General features: G+C 42.1%; 17 protein-coding genes. 12 read left to right on the top strand and 5 right to left on the bottom strand.

From position 1 onward, the window contains the following. Positions 1-13: 13 nt before the first annotated feature. On the top strand, positions 14-244 hold the full coding sequence (ilvM, locus tag E7T07_RS06995; protein WP_135710207.1) for an acetolactate synthase 2 small subunit: 231 nt from the start codon (positions 14-16) through the stop codon (positions 242-244). Positions 245-319: 75 nt separating this feature from the next. Continuing rightward, the gene (locus E7T07_RS06990; protein WP_135710205.1) at positions 320-853 is read left to right on the top strand and encodes an inorganic diphosphatase; all 534 of its coding nucleotides are present in this window, start codon (positions 320-322) and stop codon (positions 851-853) included. An 82-nt stretch (positions 854-935) separates the two neighbouring features. Here the strand turns inward: E7T07_RS06990 and lptD are convergent, their stop codons facing one another. From lptD to E7T07_RS06975, 3 genes are all read right to left on the bottom strand, one after another. Next, positions 936-3,299 carry an LPS assembly protein LptD gene (lptD, locus tag E7T07_RS06985; RefSeq protein ID WP_135710203.1) on the bottom strand — a complete coding sequence of 788 codons (2,364 nt, stop codon included), beginning with the start codon at positions 3,297-3,299 and terminating at the stop codon, positions 936-938. Between the two features lie 255 nt (positions 3,300-3,554). Next, entirely contained in the window at positions 3,555-4,934 is a 1,380-nt protein-coding gene (locus tag E7T07_RS06980) for a rhodanese-like domain-containing protein (RefSeq protein ID WP_135710201.1), read from the bottom strand. Between the two features lie 12 nt (positions 4,935-4,946). After that, positions 4,947-5,900: a YeeE/YedE family protein gene (locus tag E7T07_RS06975; protein ID WP_135710199.1), complete on the bottom strand. Its 954-nt coding sequence runs from the start codon at positions 5,898-5,900 to the stop codon at positions 4,947-4,949. A gap of 188 nt (positions 5,901-6,088) precedes the next feature. Here E7T07_RS06975 and E7T07_RS06970 point away from each other — a divergent pair, with 188 nt between their 5' ends. From E7T07_RS06970 to E7T07_RS06960, 3 genes are read left to right on the top strand one after another with little or no spacing between them, the layout of a single operon-like run. After that, positions 6,089-6,355 carry a FeoA family protein gene (locus tag E7T07_RS06970; RefSeq protein ID WP_135710197.1) on the top strand — a complete coding sequence of 89 codons (267 nt, stop codon included), beginning with the start codon at positions 6,089-6,091 and terminating at the stop codon, positions 6,353-6,355. A 1-nt stretch (position 6,356) separates the two neighbouring features. Beyond that, positions 6,357-8,213, top strand: a complete 1,857-nt coding sequence (feoB, locus tag E7T07_RS06965) for a ferrous iron transporter B (protein ID WP_135710195.1) — start codon at positions 6,357-6,359, stop codon at positions 8,211-8,213. Further along, positions 8,210-8,347 (top strand): FeoB-associated Cys-rich membrane protein, encoded by a 138-nt coding sequence (locus E7T07_RS06960; protein WP_135710193.1) that lies wholly within the window; start codon positions 8,210-8,212, stop codon positions 8,345-8,347. The genes feoB and E7T07_RS06960 overlap by 4 nt, the downstream gene beginning before the upstream one ends. A 72-nt stretch (positions 8,348-8,419) precedes the next feature. On the opposite strand, the gene E7T07_RS11265 is transcribed toward E7T07_RS06960, so the two are convergent. After that, positions 8,420-8,512: a methionine/alanine import family NSS transporter small subunit gene (locus E7T07_RS11265; protein WP_135710191.1), complete on the bottom strand. Its 93-nt coding sequence runs from the start codon at positions 8,510-8,512 to the stop codon at positions 8,420-8,422. Positions 8,513-8,514: 2 nt separating this feature from the next. Continuing rightward, positions 8,515-10,020, bottom strand: a complete 1,506-nt coding sequence (locus E7T07_RS06950) for a sodium-dependent transporter (RefSeq protein ID WP_135710189.1) — start codon at positions 10,018-10,020, stop codon at positions 8,515-8,517. Positions 10,021-10,152: 132 nt separating this feature from the next. On the opposite strand from E7T07_RS06950, the gene E7T07_RS06945 reads away from it, so the two are divergent. From E7T07_RS06945 to E7T07_RS06915, 7 genes are all read left to right on the top strand, one after another. Next, positions 10,153-10,701 (top strand): RBBP9/YdeN family alpha/beta hydrolase, encoded by a 549-nt coding sequence (locus tag E7T07_RS06945; RefSeq protein ID WP_135710187.1) that lies wholly within the window; start codon positions 10,153-10,155, stop codon positions 10,699-10,701. Between the two features lie 205 nt (positions 10,702-10,906). Continuing rightward, positions 10,907-11,872, top strand: coding sequence for a mannose/fructose/sorbose PTS transporter subunit IIA (locus E7T07_RS06940; RefSeq protein WP_135710185.1), 966 nt, complete (start codon positions 10,907-10,909; stop codon positions 11,870-11,872). Positions 11,873-11,884: 12 nt separating this feature from the next. Then, the gene (locus E7T07_RS06935) at positions 11,885-12,682 is read left to right on the top strand and encodes a PTS mannose/fructose/sorbose transporter subunit IIC (RefSeq protein ID WP_135710183.1); all 798 of its coding nucleotides are present in this window, start codon (positions 11,885-11,887) and stop codon (positions 12,680-12,682) included. Between the two features lie 14 nt (positions 12,683-12,696). Continuing rightward, positions 12,697-13,524: a PTS mannose transporter subunit IID gene (manZ, locus tag E7T07_RS06930; protein WP_135710181.1), complete on the top strand. Its 828-nt coding sequence runs from the start codon at positions 12,697-12,699 to the stop codon at positions 13,522-13,524. A 109-nt stretch (positions 13,525-13,633) separates the two neighbouring features. Beyond that, a complete protein-coding gene (locus tag E7T07_RS06925; protein ID WP_135710179.1) occupies positions 13,634-14,014 on the top strand; it encodes a hypothetical protein in 381 nt (126 codons plus the stop codon). After that, positions 14,011-14,520 carry a molybdopterin-guanine dinucleotide biosynthesis protein B gene (mobB, locus tag E7T07_RS06920; protein WP_135710177.1) on the top strand — a complete coding sequence of 170 codons (510 nt, stop codon included), beginning with the start codon at positions 14,011-14,013 and terminating at the stop codon, positions 14,518-14,520. Before E7T07_RS06925 ends, mobB begins: the two co-directional genes overlap by 4 nt. A gap of 5 nt (positions 14,521-14,525) precedes the next feature. Continuing rightward, positions 14,526-15,932: a DHA2 family efflux MFS transporter permease subunit gene (locus tag E7T07_RS06915; RefSeq protein ID WP_135710175.1), complete on the top strand. Its 1,407-nt coding sequence runs from the start codon at positions 14,526-14,528 to the stop codon at positions 15,930-15,932. The last annotated feature ends 220 nt before the right edge of the window (positions 15,933-16,152 follow it).

Raw genomic sequence — 16,152 nt, 5'->3', positions numbered from 1 at the left:
AGAGAGATTTGATATGAATACGGAATTAACTATCGTTGCTAACTACCGCCCTGAAGTGCTAGAACGCATTTTGCGTGTGGTGCGTCATCGTGGCTATCAGGTGACAGAAATGAAAATGGTGCTTGAAAATGAAAAAGTGTGGGTGGATTTAACTGTGACGAGCCAACGCGATGTGTGTTTACTTGTGCCACAACTGAAAAAACTTTTTGATGTGATCGATGTCACTTGTGAAAGTTGCGACTAAATAACCCTATGCAAACAGGCAAAAACTGATATACTTTTGTCCGATTTTACAACCTATGAATAAAAGGAAAATACAATGGCAGATTTTAACCAAATCTTAACTCCAGGTGATGTTGATGCCGGTATCATCAACGTAGTAAACGAAATTTCAGAAGGCAGCTGCCACAAAATCGAATGGAACCGTAAAGTGGCGGCATTCCAATTAGACCGTGTAGAGCCAAAAATCTTCGCAAAACCAACCAACTACGGTTTTATTCCACAAACCTTAGATGAAGACGGCGATGAATTAGATGTGCTTTTAATCACACGTGAACCGCTTGCAACAGGCGTATTTTTAGAAGCGCGCGTTATTGGCGTGATGAAATTTGTTGATGACGGCGAAGTGGATGACAAAATCGTTTGTGTGCCGGCAGACGACCGCGACACAGGTAATGCTTACAAAACCTTAGCGGATTTGCCTGAGCAATTAATCAAACAAATCGAATTCCATTTCAACAACTACAAAGCGTTGAAAAAACCGGGTTCAACGAAAGTCACGCACTGGGGCGATATTGAAGAAGCGAAAGAAGTGATTCGTGAATCAATCAAACGCTGGAATGAGCAAAAATAATTCTTAAATTATTGATAAAACTGATAAGAGCCGCTTTATGCGGCTCTTTTTTCGGGTATTGTGTAGCTGTTGCACAAACACATTAGTCATTAAATGGTTTCACGTATGGCAACATCCCTTTATCCAACATATCCACTAAACCGCTGTGGTGGTCATTACGACCTAATCCGGTGAGTTTAATGGTGAAATTAATGCTGTTATCATAAAGTGTGTCTTTTTCATCTTTGTAAGCTCTTTTTGAGCTTTTGTCTACCAAATAACGGCGTACGCCAACGCCGGCAGACCAACAGCAGGTGTTGTATTGTACTCCTGCATATTGTTCAACGGGTTTATTTAGTGCCATATCGTGATAATAACGTCCTACAACAGCCCATTTGTCACCAAGTTCCCAAGCTACAGTACTTCCCAATTGTTGAATATCTTGGTTGTAGCGGTTAGCGCTTGATGTTAAGTTTTGGTCAATATAATCTTCACTGGCATAGCGATAATTTAATTGCACGAGATTATTACCTGATGGATTATATTCCAAGCTAGTATTAGCCAGGGCCGTATGATCTAAACGTGTATCATATTGATAACTGCCTCGCCAATTCCATTTCTCGCTGATTTTCCAATTGCTTTCCAGTGCCCAAGATGATGATCGTCCTGTTGTGCTATTTTTTGTATTGTCATCAATGCGTGAGTTATTGAGATAGATAATTTGCCCAAGGGACAGATTAAAACGTTCTTCTGCATTGTTATCGTAGAAACGGGTCGTGCCACCTAATGTAAATTGGTTTGCGGAAGCTATACGGTCTAAACCACTATAACGACGATCACGGAACAATGAAAAATAATCTTGTTGCAATAAGGCAGAATCATATCCTAAACCTAAATAATCAGAAGTACTTTTTGAACCTATATTGCTTTGATCGCGGTAAGGGCGGTATAAATATTGGATATGTGGTTCAATCGTTTGAGTATAACCTTTAATAAAGTGTTCATTGCTTGCCAAAACAGATTGGAAATCGACTTTGACTTGCGGAATAACACGGTTTACTGAATTCTCAATATTGGCATCAACCCCCGTTCCCGCTTTTTGTTGATAGTGGGTTGCATAGAGCTTGGTTTCAATATTTAAGCTGCCATAGCGGTTTGCTAAAGGCATGGTAAAACTGGGTTCTAAATGATAACGCCACGCCGTTGGCATATTTTTACTGGCGTTATCAAAATGTACTGCTTGGGCAAAGAGTTTAAAATCGCCCCAACCGTTAGCGAGCCCATTTTTATAATAGTTAAAGTCAATTTGTGGCAAGGCTTTATAAGGCCCGATGTTGACTTCATCAAAAATTTGATATTGTTTTGCCGAAATAGCCACATTCCAGTTTGGTTGGTAATAACTTAAACGGGTAGATTGGGTGGCGTAGCCGTCTGTGCTACTACCATAAACGGAATCGAAATCGCTAAAATAACGTTTATCGCTGACGCGCGTGTAATCAATATTAAAACGCCAATCGCCGAACAGACTGGCATTGTGCAACCAACGGAATAAATGGCGTGAACGGTTTTCATCGCTATAATCATCATAACGATCTTTGCCAATATACTCACTTGCCAATAAGCCCGTCCCAAACTGAGTTAAATAACGAAATTCGGAATTGAGTTGCCAACCACGATTTGACATATATTTAGGTGTAAAGGTGGCATCATAATTAGGCGCAATGTTCCAATAAATCGGTTGTTCATACCATGTTCCATCGCGACTTGAAATCCCTGCATTAGGAATTAACAAGCCCGAACGGCGGCGATCGCCAATGGGCATTTGCATATAAGGCATATAAAACACAGGCACCCCTGCAATTTTAAAGCGTGTATGCCACATTTCCGCATATTCTTCTTGAATATGCTGTTTCATTTCATTGGCGACAATCGACCAAGATTCATCGTTAGGCAAACAAGAGGTAAAGGTTGCATTTTTCAGTAAACGATAACCTTCGCGCATTTCAGTGGTTTCAGCAGTACCACGTCCCTGACGCCCCACAAATTGATAATCGGCATTAGCCACATCGGTATCTTTGCTGTTTAAATGAATTTTAGCGTCATTTCCCTTGAGATTAATTTGCTCATCTTGATAATCAAACGCCCCTTTGGCAAAGGCAAAACGTTGAGCGTTATCCCCTTCGCCTTCTTGGATAACTTCAACTTCAGGGGCTGTTAAATGACGATTACCTTGTTTTAAATCCACATCACCACTGTAAGTCGCACGAGACGGATTAATTATATCGGCATTATCCGCTTCAATATAAACAGGCTGATCATTGGGATCGCCTGTAATAGGTTCGCCTGTAAATTGCGGCACACCATTTAAGCATTGCAAATGCAATTCACGGCTATCCGCAATACTTGCCCCACTATAAAGCGCGGTCAAAATTGCGAGAGAAAGTAAGCTATAAACATTCTTTTTCATTACGTAACCATTAAGTTCTGAAAATTAGGTGGATTATACTTGAAAAAAGGAATGAGTGGGAAAATAAAATGCGGTCAAAATTGACCGCGCTTTGGGGGATTTTGTCATGTTGATATTCATGTTTAAAAGGTGTTGTAGGGGCAAAATATTTTTTGCCCCAAAATCACCGAGACATCAGGGCGAAAAATTTTTCGCCCCTACATATTGGCGTTAACATTGCACAATAGGTGGAATAATTCAGTAATTTACACCCCCCTAACTCTTACAAGATGCCCCTTTTTTTATCACTTTGCCAAAATCATTTTTGGCGTCAGGTTTGCTCATATTATGTGGTGCACCTTTTTGTACAGGGAATTTAGAGTCCATTTGCCACGCATTCCAGCCGCCGTCATAGACATAAGTATCGTCCCAACCTGCCAATTGGGTCATAAACCAAGGTACGCCGGCGCGCCAGCCTGTACCACAATAAAAGGCTAATTTATCGCCTTTTTTAATGCCTTGGGTTTCCCATAAGGCAAAGATTTCATTAGGGTTGCGCAAGGTGTTGTCGGGGTCGTAATAATCTGCCATATTGGACGAATTGGTTCCTGCAAATCCCCAAATTGCCCCTTGCGGTTCGCCTTTACCCGGGATGTAATCATAGCCGCTGATTTTGCCTTGATATTCATCCCAAGAGCGATTGCTGATAAGTTTTGTGCCTGCTTGTTGTGCTTGAATGGCCTCTTGCGGCATTGAAATATTAATTTCCGGGTGTGCAGGAATGGTTGCACCAAAAGCCGTTTCTGGCTGTGGCATATTCACTTGGGTTTCTGTTGGTAAATTGGCGTCCATCCACGTGCTAAGATTGCCATTGAGTACACGAACATCTTCTACGCCCGCCCATTTGAGTGCCCAAAATACACGGTATGCTGCCAGTTGATTATCGGAATATAAAATAATGGTTTTGTCTTTTGTAATACCGTTTTTGAGCAAATTGGCTTCAATGGTTTGCGGATCGGATAAATTCCAAACAGGGTCATTTTCAATCCAGTCCGTATTAAAATGGTACGAGCCGACAATATGTTGTGTATAGGCTTTGGCTTGTTCTAACGGCCCCCAAGACACTTCAAAAATCATAAATTTGTCATTGTGGTAGCTTTCCGGTTTTTCCCCTTTCATTACCGCATCCACCCATTGCGGCGATACGCTATATCGGAAATTGGGGAACTGCTCAAGCGGGTAATCCGTGGCATTGGCGTAGTTTAAATAGTCATTAAATACGCGCACTTTGTAGCCTTTTGCGGCAAATTCCGCTGAAACGCGCTCTAAGTTGTCAGGATTACTATCGTAAAACACCAAGGTTTTTTCTTTTGTAATCCCCTTTCCTGCAGCAAAACTTTCAAATTTATCTTCGGCAATGCCGTCTAGCCATTCAGTAGTAAATTGAATGGCGCCTTTGATATGTCCGCCGCGTGTGGCATTCTTATCTTTGAAACCGTTGTATAAGCTGTCTTGGCGCGTGTCGATAACCACATAATCGGGGTTGTCTATATTTTTGAGCAGGGTTTCTGTGTCGATGTTTTTTACACTGCGATCTTCGCAAGCGGTGAGTGCTAACGCGATAGAGCTTGTTAAAAGTGCGGTTAAAAATTTCATGGTTTTTCCTTTTTAAGAACGTTTGAAAACTAAGTTGGCGATCCAACTTCCGATGAAAATCATTAGGGTGGCAAGCCAACCTTGCCAAGAAAAATAAGCGGTGGCGACAAGCGCATTGGTCACCGTACAACCACCCGCAAGTGCTGCGCCGATTCCCATTAGTACACCGCCCACAATGCGGCGTAAAAAATCTTGGGGCTCAGGAACGCGCAAGGTGAAATTACCGGCGAGTTTTGCGGATAGGAATGACCCCACAATAATGCCGAGCACAAACAAACTTCCCCAGTTCAAATAGCGTTGTTGTCCGGTGACTAAATATTGCACTACGTTTGCAGAGGGCACGGCGATGCCAAAGCCGTAATGACGTCCGGTTTGTGCGCTGAAATACCAAGCGACTATGCCGAGCAAGCCGATGAATGCGCCTGTTATGAATGGGGTGAAGGACGAGGCATTGTCGGAATGAATGGTTTTTTTGATTAGAATCAAGGTGATAAGCACTAAAAAAGCAACGAAAACCCAAGGCGAAATACCGAAGGTGAGATAAATGTTGTCGATTTCAGTTGGGTTGGCAGTCAGTCCATTAATCATATTTTTCAATGAACCTGTTTGTGTGGATGCCATTGTGATGGAAAAAGTGATTAGGGCAATAAAACTGCCCAAGGCACCTTCGCCCGAGCGAAACCATGCGCCACTGCCGCAACAGTTTGCAAGCACCATGCCAACCCCGAAAATGAGTCCGCCGAGTAAGGTGGCGAGAACGGGAAGTTGTGATGTGGGAATGGTGATTAAACCTAATTCAGCGAGCGCAAAGAAACCAATGGATTGAATACTAATGGCGATAAAAAGCGCGGTGAGAAAACGGAGACTTTTTTGCTGATAAATTTGGCGAAATCCTGAAACGAAACAGAATTGCCCACGTTGAAGCAAGATGCCGAAAAGCATCCCAATGAGAAGACCTGAATACATCGATTAAACCTTAATACGATAATGAGTTGGGCTATTAAAACATAAAAATGGTTGAAAAGAAAATAGTTACACAGAATCGTTTATAAATATGACCTAGATCAATGAATTGAATACTTGTTCCATTTACGATTAATTCTCATTTATGTATTATAATGCGAGTTATTTTTATTTAACATGAGAGGTGCAAAATGTCAGTAATTTCACTTTCTTCACTAGAAAAAAATGTCTCGGCGCAAATTCATGAAATTGCGAGCAGTGATGTTTTTGGTGAGATTGATCATATTGTGAGCCGCCGTTTAGCTGATTTAGGGTTCTATAAAGGGATGCCGCTTAAAGTGATTGCCAAAGGCCCCTTAGGTCAAGGTCCTTATGCTGTGCGCTTGGGGAATAAGTCTCAATTTGCCTTACGGGCAACTGAGGCGGATAAGATTTTATGTCGAATTGTAGGTGAGTAACATGAGTTGCTATTTTTCTCTTTTAGGTGCGCCCAACTGTGGCAAAACCGCACTTTTCAATCGATTAACGGGTTCCAATGCCAAAGTTGCCAACTATGTTGGGGTAACCGTTGATAAGTTAGAAGGGACGTTTATTGAGGATACCAATATTCGTATTGTTGATTTACCGGGAACCTATAGTTTACGTACCACCACATTAGACGAAGCGGTGGCGCGCGATGTGGTATTAGGCAAAATGGGCCAACGCCCTGATGGGATTATTGCCGTTGCCGATGCAACCAATCTTCGCATGACATTACGTATGGTGCTTGAAATTAAGCAGCTTGGTTTACCCATTGTGGTAGCCCTTAATTTAAGTGATGTAGCGCGTTCGCGTGGTTTGTTGATTGATACGCAAAAACTGAGTGAATTGCTCGATGTGCCGGTTTTGGAAACTGTTGCCATTAAAAAAGATGGAACGAAAGCTTTATGTGAAGCGATCAAAAATTTACCCCACCAAACTGCCACGCCTTTAGATACGGAATCTGCCGAAAAAATGCTTGAGCAAATCGATAGCCAGCAACTTTATCAAGACGTTGAGCAGATTTTGTCTCAGGCTGTTACGCGAGAGCTAGAACTTCCTATGTGGCATCAGCGGTTAGATCATTTTGTGATGCACCCTATTTTGGGCGTGAGCTTATTATTGGTTATTCTTCTTTTGGTGTTCCAAGCCGTGTATTCTTGGGCGGAACCTATTATGACGCTAATTGAAGACGGCTTTACCTGGTTAGGGGAATGGGTGACAACGCAATTACCTGAAGGTTTGTTGGCGGATTTGTTGGTCAATGGGGTGATTGCCGGCGTGGGTGGTGTGTTGGTTTTCCTTCCGCAAATTACCATTTTATTTGCCTTTATTTTGTTATTGGAAGACTCAGGCTATTTACCACGCGCCGCATTCTTATTGGATAACTTGCTTGCTAAAAGTGGTTTATCAGGACGTGCTTTCATTCCGTTGCTCTCGAGCTTTGCTTGTGCTGTTCCTGCCGTGATGTCCGCAAGAACAATTCAAGATCCACGTGAGCGTTTAGTGACGATTGCCATTGCACCGATGTTAACCTGTTCTGCGCGTTTGCCTGTTTATGCGTTGATTATCGGGGCGATTATTCCCGATCAAACCGTTTGGGGCATTTTTAATTTACAGGGTTTAGTGCTGTTTGCTTTGTACTTTATTGGTATTTTATCCGCAGGATTAGTGGCTTACGTCACCAAACGTTTTGCGTTACGAAAAGGCACAATCCAACAATTCCCGCTGTTAATGGAATTGCCAACTTATCGTATGCCAAACTTTAGACATATTTGCTTAACGTTGTGGGAACGCGTGAGCGCATTCTTAAAACGAGCAGGTACGGTAATTTTTGCTTTAAGCGTGATTTTGTGGTTCTTAGTGACATTCCCTTCTGCACCGGAAAGTGCGGCAGCCCCTGCGATTGATTATACTTTTGCGGGGATGTTAGGTCATATTATTGAACCTATTTTCGCGCCATTAGGTTTCACATGGCAAATGTGTATCGCCATGATTCCGGGTATTGCGGCACGTGAAGTGGTGGTTGCAGCATTGGGAACGGTATATGCTATGAGCGGTTCTGAAGATCAAATTATGGAATCGCTCACGCCAGTGGTCACCAATGATTGGGGCTTACCAACGGCGTTGGCTTTTATCACTTGGTATATTTATGCGCCAATGTGTATGGCGACACTTGCCGTAATTAAGCGAGAAACGAAATCAACCAAACAAACTGCCTTAATTACCGCTTATCTGTTTGCCTTGGCTTATTTCTTTGCACTGGTGGTTTATCATATTGCATCGGGGGTTTTATGATTCAAAATATTATTGTAGGAATAATCGGCATTGCTTGCGTGAGCTATATTGTTTGGAAGTTTGTACTTAATCGCAAGCGAGGTGTTTGCAATGGTTGTGATAAATGTTGTAGTAAAAAAGGCAGTTGTCATTAACTGAGCAACGCTTTAGAAAGGCAGTAAAATTTAACCGCACTTAAGAAAGCGCTTAAAGTGCGGTTAATTTTTTTATTCTTTTGGCAAGTGGAAAATTGACAGTGCCAATCCACCCCAGATGATCACTAATGCCACTACCATCATAATTATTGCGCTTGTTGACATTATTATTCTCCTTTATGTTCCGCTAAGGTTTCACTTTTCCATTTTAAGCGAGAGAGTAAGAACGCTACGACAACGAGACTGCCTGCCATTCCCCAACCGAAAATGTTAATAAACCAACTTGGATAACCTTCATAACCTTCCGTAAAGACTTTCGCCCCTTCGCTAAAGAGCATAAAGGCTAAGATACCCGTGGTTACAACAATACATAAACGCCAGAAAAAGCCCACTTTAAATGATGAGGTTTCATTGATGTGTTCACCCAATAAACCTAATTTTTCATTGGCTACAATAACCATCAGTGAAACGAAGGCTACGGCAACAATACCAAAGTAGTTGACGAATTTATCGAGAACATCGAGCATTGGTAAGCCTGTTGTGGTTCCAAAGAGCACCACAGAAACAACCATCATTGGTAAGCCCACAATAAAGGTGACTTTTGAACGGCGAATACGAAGCTTATCTTGTACTGCAGAAATAATCACTTCAATCACAGAGATGAAAGACGTTAAGGCTGCAAAGGTTAATGAACCAAAGAATAAGACGCCGATGACTTCGCCAAACGGTGTAATTTCATTGATAATGGTTGGGAAAGCAAAGAACGCTAAACCAATACCGCCTTTCGCCACTTCACTCACTTCAACGCCCTGTGCAGTTGCCATAAAACCAAGCGCAGAGAAGACGCCGATCCCCGCCAATACCTCAAAACTTGAGTTAGCAAAACCCACCACTAAGCCGGTACCTGTTAAATCAGAGTCTTTTTTCAAGTAAGACGCGTAAGTTACCATGATACCGAAACAGATAGAGAGCGAGAAGAAAATCTGCCCATAAGCCGCAATCCAAACACTTGGATCAGAAAGTTTATCCCAATCAGGTGTAAAGAGAGCGTCCAAGCCTTTGGCTGCGCCGTCTAAGGTTAAAGAATACACCACTAAAGATAAGAACATGACAATGAGTAATGGCATCAAAATGCTTGAGGATTTTGAAATCCCTTTTTGCACCCCAAGGGCTAATACCGCAAGTGCGATCACCCAAACAGCAATTAATGGGCCTACAACCATTCCCACAAATTCTAGGCTAATGCCTTGGGCAATATCACCCATTTTCAGGAAATTACCTACGAAGAAATCAACGGGTTTATCGCCCCAAGCTTTGGTGAATGAGAAGTAAGTATAGGTCGCTGCCCAACCTAAAACCACCGCATAATATAAACCGATAATCACATTGACCATCACTTGCCACCAACCAAAGGTTTCGAAATGGCGGTTAAAGCGGCGATAAGACAACGGTGCGCCGCCACGGTGACGGTGACCGATAGCGTAGTCTAAGAATAACAACGGAATTCCCGCTGTTAATAAGGCAACGATGTAAGGAATAATAAAGGCACCACCACCGTTTTCGTACGTGGTATAAGGGAAACGCCAAATGTTTCCGAGACCAACTGCAGAACCAATGGCTGCCATAATAAAGGCTTTACGCCCAGAGAATGTTTCGCGTTTTGAATTGCTCATTCTGACGCTCCTATTGTAGTTATTGAAAATGTGTAAACTATGAAATATAAAGGAATTTTGTGTTCAGTCAAGAAAAACACCGATAAATCAAGCAAAATCTGCTATATTTTGGCGAAATTGAAGGAGAATGTTATGCAAAAAAGGGTTTTTATCACGCACGGCTACACGGCAAATTCACAGAAACATTGGTTTCCTTGGTTAAAAGCGCGGTTAGAAAATCAAGGGTTTTTCGTCAAAGTATTCGATATGCCCAACTCAAATCAACCTAATGCGCAAGAATGGCTTTCGCACCATCAAAAAGCGATTTCGGATATTCGCGAAACCGATATCTTTATCGGGCATAGTTTGGGGTGTATTGCCACATTACGCTTTTTAGCACAGCAAAATCAGAAAATAGACAGGCTTATTCTAGTGGCAGGGTTTGATCAGCATTTGCCAAATTTGCCCGAATTGGACTGTTTTACGCAAGAGAAATTAAATTATCTTCCGATGATAGCGAATATCTCACAGCGTATAGTGATTGCTTCAGCGGATGATCAGGTGGTCAATCCGCAATTGACAGAACAACTTGCCGAGCACTTGGAAGCGAAATATTTGTTGTTAAATGGTTATAAGCATTTTACGGAAAGTGCTGGTGTGGAGGAATTACCCGTGGTATTGGACGAAATTCTTTCGCGTTAAAGTGCGGTTAAATAAGGGTAAGATTTTTAAAAAATGAAGCGACTAAAAATTTAGTGTGATCTTGATCAAACTTTAGAAAAAAAGCGTTTGACTATTTTTAGGTAACACATACACTAGGGCAGTATTTTTCAGCAAACGTTTGCTTTTTTATTGGATGTATTGCTGAAACGTGAAACCTATTTTTTGGCTAAAATGGAGATCTGAAATGACTCATATTATCGTTGCGACACACGGTAAATTTTCAGAAGAAATCGTAAACTCAGCGGCAATGGTTTTCGGTGAAGATGAAAATACCCATGTTGTTACATTCTTACCTGGTGAAGGTGGTGATGATTTAGTGGCGAAGTACAACGCGATTATTGAAAAACTGCCTGAAAATGAACCGGTATTATTCCTTGTAGATTTATTCGGTGGTAGTCCGTATAACGCGGCAGCGCGTGTGGCGGCAAACCGAGACAATACGGATATTGTCACGGGCATTAGCCTTCCAATGTTATTGGAAGTTTTAGATGCCAAAGACGGTGCAGATCTCGAAGAATTAGCAGAAACGGCAAAAGAAGTGGGCGTGATGGCGGTGAAATCATTCCGTAATCCTGAGCCTAAAGCGGCGCCTGCGCCAAAAGCAGAGCCGGCACCTGTTGCAGCCCCTGCGCCACGCGATCCAAACCTAAAAGGTAATATGAATATTACGTTGTTGCGTATTGATGACCGTTTGATTCATGGTCAAGTGGCAACCTCTTGGGCAAAAGCAGTGAAATGTGAAGCGATTTTTGCGATTAGTGATGAAGTGGCAAACGACAAATTACGTAGTGAATTATTGTTACAAATTGTGCCACCGGGCTTAAAAGGTTATGTCATCCCGGTAGAAAAAGCGATTAAGGTTTACCATAATCCGCAATACACAGGTAAAAATATTTTGTGGTTAGTCACCAAACCGGCAGACGTGTTACGTTTAATCGAAGGCGGTGTGAAAATCGACAAAGTGAACGTGGGCGGTATGACCTATAAAGACGGCAACAAAATGTTATCGGATGCGGTGACCGTAGGTAAAGCTGACGTGGAAGCGTTCCATAAATTATTAGATTTAGGCGTTGATTTAACCATGCAAAAAGTGGCGACCAACCCGAAAGTCGAAATTACCAAAGCAAAATTAGATGCTCTTCAATTCTAAGGAAACGAACTTATGACAACATTAGAAATTATCTTAGTCACTTTAGTGGCTGCCATTTGCGGTATGGGTTCTGTACTTGATGAACGCCAAACCCATCGCCCATTAGTGGCTTGTACCTTAATCGGTTTAGTGCTTGGCGATTTACAATCCGGTATTATCGTAGGCGGTATGCTTGAAATGTTAGCGCTTGGCTGGATGAACGTAGGTGCGGCAATGGCACCGGATGCGGCATTAGCCTCTGTTATCGCGGCTATCCTTGTTATCAAAGGCGGTCAAGATAAAACAACAGCTATCGCGGTAGCCATTCCGGTAGCGGCAGCAGGTCAAGTATTGACGATCTTTGTACGTACTTTAACCATTTTCTTACAACACAAAGCGGACGATTATGCGACACAAGCTAACTTCCGTGGTATTGAACTTTGTCACTTTACCGGTCTTGCTTTGCAAGCATTACGTGTGGCAATTCCTACTTTTGCGGTGGCTTTAGTGGCGGGTACAGATACGGTAACTAACGCCTTAAATGCAATCCCTGAAGTGGTAACACGTGGTTTACAAATCGCAGGTGGCTTTATCGTGGTCGTAGGTTATGCGATGGTGATCAATATGATGCGCGCAGGTGCGTTAATGCCATTCTTCTTCTTAGGTTTCGTTATCGCGTCATTCTCTGACTACAACTTAGTAGGTTTAGGTTTCTTAGGCGCATGCTTAGCATTAATCTATATCCAATTAAACCCACAATTTAACCAAAACGCGCAAGTGGCAACGCAAGCAAAACGTGAACTTGCAGATGATGAACTTGAAGGTCTATAAGAAGGAATTTGAAAATGTCTGAGAAAAAACAATTAACGGCAGCGGATATTCGCTCAACTTACTGGCGTTCAACCTTTTTATTAGGTTCTTTCAACTTTGAACGTATGCAATCTATGGGTTTTGCGGTATCAATGATTCCTGCAATCAAACGTCTTTACTCAACCAAAGAAGATCAAGCGGCAGCCTTAAAACGTCACCTTGAATTCTTCAACACACAACCTTGGGTCGGTTCTGCTATCATGGGCGTAACTGCCGCGATGGAAGAAGAACGCGCCAATGGTGCGGACATTGATGATGCGGCAATCAGCGGTGTGAAAGTGGGTCTTATGGGGCCTTTAGCCGGTGTGGGTGACCCGATTTTCTGGGGAACATTACGCCCGGTTTTAGCCGCACTTGGTGCCGGTCTTGCGATTAGCGGTAGCTTACTTGGCCCATTATTGTTCTTTATCGGTATCAATATTTTCCGTGCCTTAACCCGTTGGTATGGTTTCAAATATGGTTACCAAAAAGGGACGGAAATCGTGGGTGATATGGGTGGTGGCCGTTTACAAAAAGTGACTCAAGGGGCGTCAATTCTTGGTCTCTTTGTCATGGGCTCCTTGGTGTCCAAATGGACAAGCATCAATATCCCATTAGAACTTTCTCGCTACACAAACCAAGCTGGTGAAGAAGTGGTGACCACTGTTCAAAGCGTGTTAGATTCTTTATTACCGGGCTTAATGGCGTTATTGTTAACATTCGTTTGTATGGCATTATTACGCCGTAAAGTAAACGCCATGTACATTATCTTTGCATTATTCGGTGTGGGGATTTTAGGTTATTGGTTAGGTATTTTGGCGTAATTTCGTTGAAATAATGATATGATTTAGGGCAGCTTTCGGGCTGCCTTTGTTTTTGTGTGCAAAAAGAGAAAAGTGCGGTCAGAAAAAACAATATTTTGAGGATGTGAATATGAATTTAAAAGAATTAATCAAAGCACCACCGGCAGAAACCTACGTTAAAAATTCATCGCCATTAGTCACCGCACTTTTAATTATTGCCGGATTGCTTTGGTATGTTTCGCAATATGCGTCAATTGTGGCATTGATTTTGGCGTTGTTTGTCTTGATGGGGCAAAAAATGTTATTGGCACAGGCGAATAAAGATTTTAATGAAATGTATGCGGCAAAAGCGCAGTTTGAAAGTACAAAAAATGGCGATTATTTGAAATATATTCAGCTACGTAGCGAACAAATGCTACGAGAGAATAAAGTGCTTTCAGATAAGGCGAAACGTGAAATTACACAATTACAAAAATTTGTGGCGAATAACTTAAAAGAAGACAAAGAATGATTCCATTATTGGGTATTACCGGTTACAGCGGTAGCGGCAAAACCACTTTGCTTGAAAAAATCGTGCCGGAATTAACCGCACTTGGATTGCGTGTGGCGGTGATTAAACATAGCCATCATAATGCAACGGTGGATAAAGAAGGCAAAGATAGTTGGCGCATGAAAGAAGCGGGGGCAAGTCAGGTGATTATGGCTTGTGATACTCGTTGGGCATTAATGACGGAAACGCCTGTGGAACCTGTTTCTTTAACCTATTTGGCAATGCAATTTGACCCAGCTTTAACTGATTTGATTTTGGTGGAAGGATTTAAGCAAGAACCGATTCCAAAAATTTTGCTTCATCGCCAGTCGATGACAAAACCTTTTCCTGAATTGGATCAAGATGTGCTTGCTGTTGCAACGGATTATGAAGTGCAAACAGATAAAGTGCGGTTAAATCTTAATGAGATTTCGGAAATAACTTCTTTTATTATGGATTATTATCTGCAGCAAGTGAAAATAGGATGAGCGTGATGATCAATGCTGAAGGTAAAGTCGAGAATTATCGTCCCTTGGCGTGGATTGCGGCAATGGCGTTATTTATGCAGTCTTTGGATGCGACTATTTTAAATACGGCGTTGCCGGCTATTTCGGCAAGTTTGGGTGAGTCGCCCTTAGAAATGCAAATGGCGGTGATTAGTTATAGTTTGACGGTGGCGGCTATTATTCCGTTGAGTGGTTGGATCGCCGATCGTTTTGGTACGCGCCGAACCTTTCAAGCCGCGGTATTGGTTTTTGGATTGGGATCATTGGCTTGTGCGATGTCTTCGAGTTTGAATGTATTAATTGCGTCTCGGATTTTACAAGGGGTTGGTGGGGCGTTGATGATGCCCGTGGCACGGCTGGCAATTATTCGGAATGTGCAAAAATCTCATTTAATTTCGGCTTGGAATTTAATGGCCATGGCGGGCTTGATTGGGCCTGTACTTGGGCCGATTCTGGGCGGTTGGTTTGTGATGCATATGACGTGGCATTGGATTTTCTTCATTAATATTCCGATTGCTGTAGTCGGTATTGGTGTGGCGAATCAATATATGAAGAATGATTACGGTACATCATCGCGCTTAGATTGGGTGGGATTTCTTTTATTTGCTTCGGGATTAGTGGCATTAACTTTCGGCTTAGATGTGATTGCGGAAGATATTCATCAAAAAGCGAAAGCGCTGATACTGATCTCAAGTGGTGTTGGATTGCTTTTGATTTATGTGATTTATGCTTCACGTATTGAGAATGCGTTAATTCCGCTTTCGCTGTGGAAAATTCGTACCTTTAGATTGGGGCTTTTAGGGAATTTATTTGTGCGAATATCGGGATCGGGCGTACCGTTTTTGTTACCTTTGATGTTGCAAATTACTTTTCATTATGATGCGCAAACCGCAGGATTGATGATTGCCCCCATTGCGTTAAGTTCTATATTGGTAAAAACTTCCACGACTAAGTTATTGATGAAATTTGGCTATAAAAGAGCATTGATTGTTGATGCGATTTTAATGACTTGTGCCATTGCGACAATGTCTTGTTTGAATGAAAATACGCCTTTATGGATTTATGTCCCCGTTGTGATGTGGTATGGCGGCTGTATGTCTTTGATGTTTACCGCAGTTAATACCTTAACCATTAGTGACTTAAATGATAAGCAAGCCAGTGCGGGATCAACGGTGTTAAGTATGATGCAACAAGTGGGGATTGGATTTGGGATTGCGGTTTCTTCTGTAATTTTGGCGTTGTGGCGCGCACACTTGGGAAATGAACAGCTTGAATTGGCAAAGGCGTTTAGCAATACCTTTTTAATTTCTGCTAGTTTTGGCCTTGTTTTAGCCTTGCTAATGGCTTGTTTGCATAAAAATGATGGTGATAATTTGCGCAAAAAAGCAAAATAATACAGATTTTGACCGCACTTTGTATGCAAAATCATCGTTCGTAAATTAATTTCAACTTTTTTGAAAAAAGTGCTTGCAAAGGATTTTGAAATCCCTATAATACGCCCCACACAACGACGCGCTGTTGTGAAAACAAGAAAAAGCCAGCGTGTCGTTATTTTTTGCTCTTTAACAATTTATCAGACAATCTGTGTGGGCACTTGTAAGAATTCGTTTTGAA

This window comes from Actinobacillus porcinus, from assembly GCF_901764995.1.
In the GTDB taxonomy this organism is placed as follows: domain Bacteria; phylum Pseudomonadota; class Gammaproteobacteria; order Enterobacterales; family Pasteurellaceae; genus Exercitatus; species Exercitatus porcinus.
Note: the sequence above shows the minus strand (reverse complement) of the source record. Positions and strands in the feature narration are given on the sequence as shown.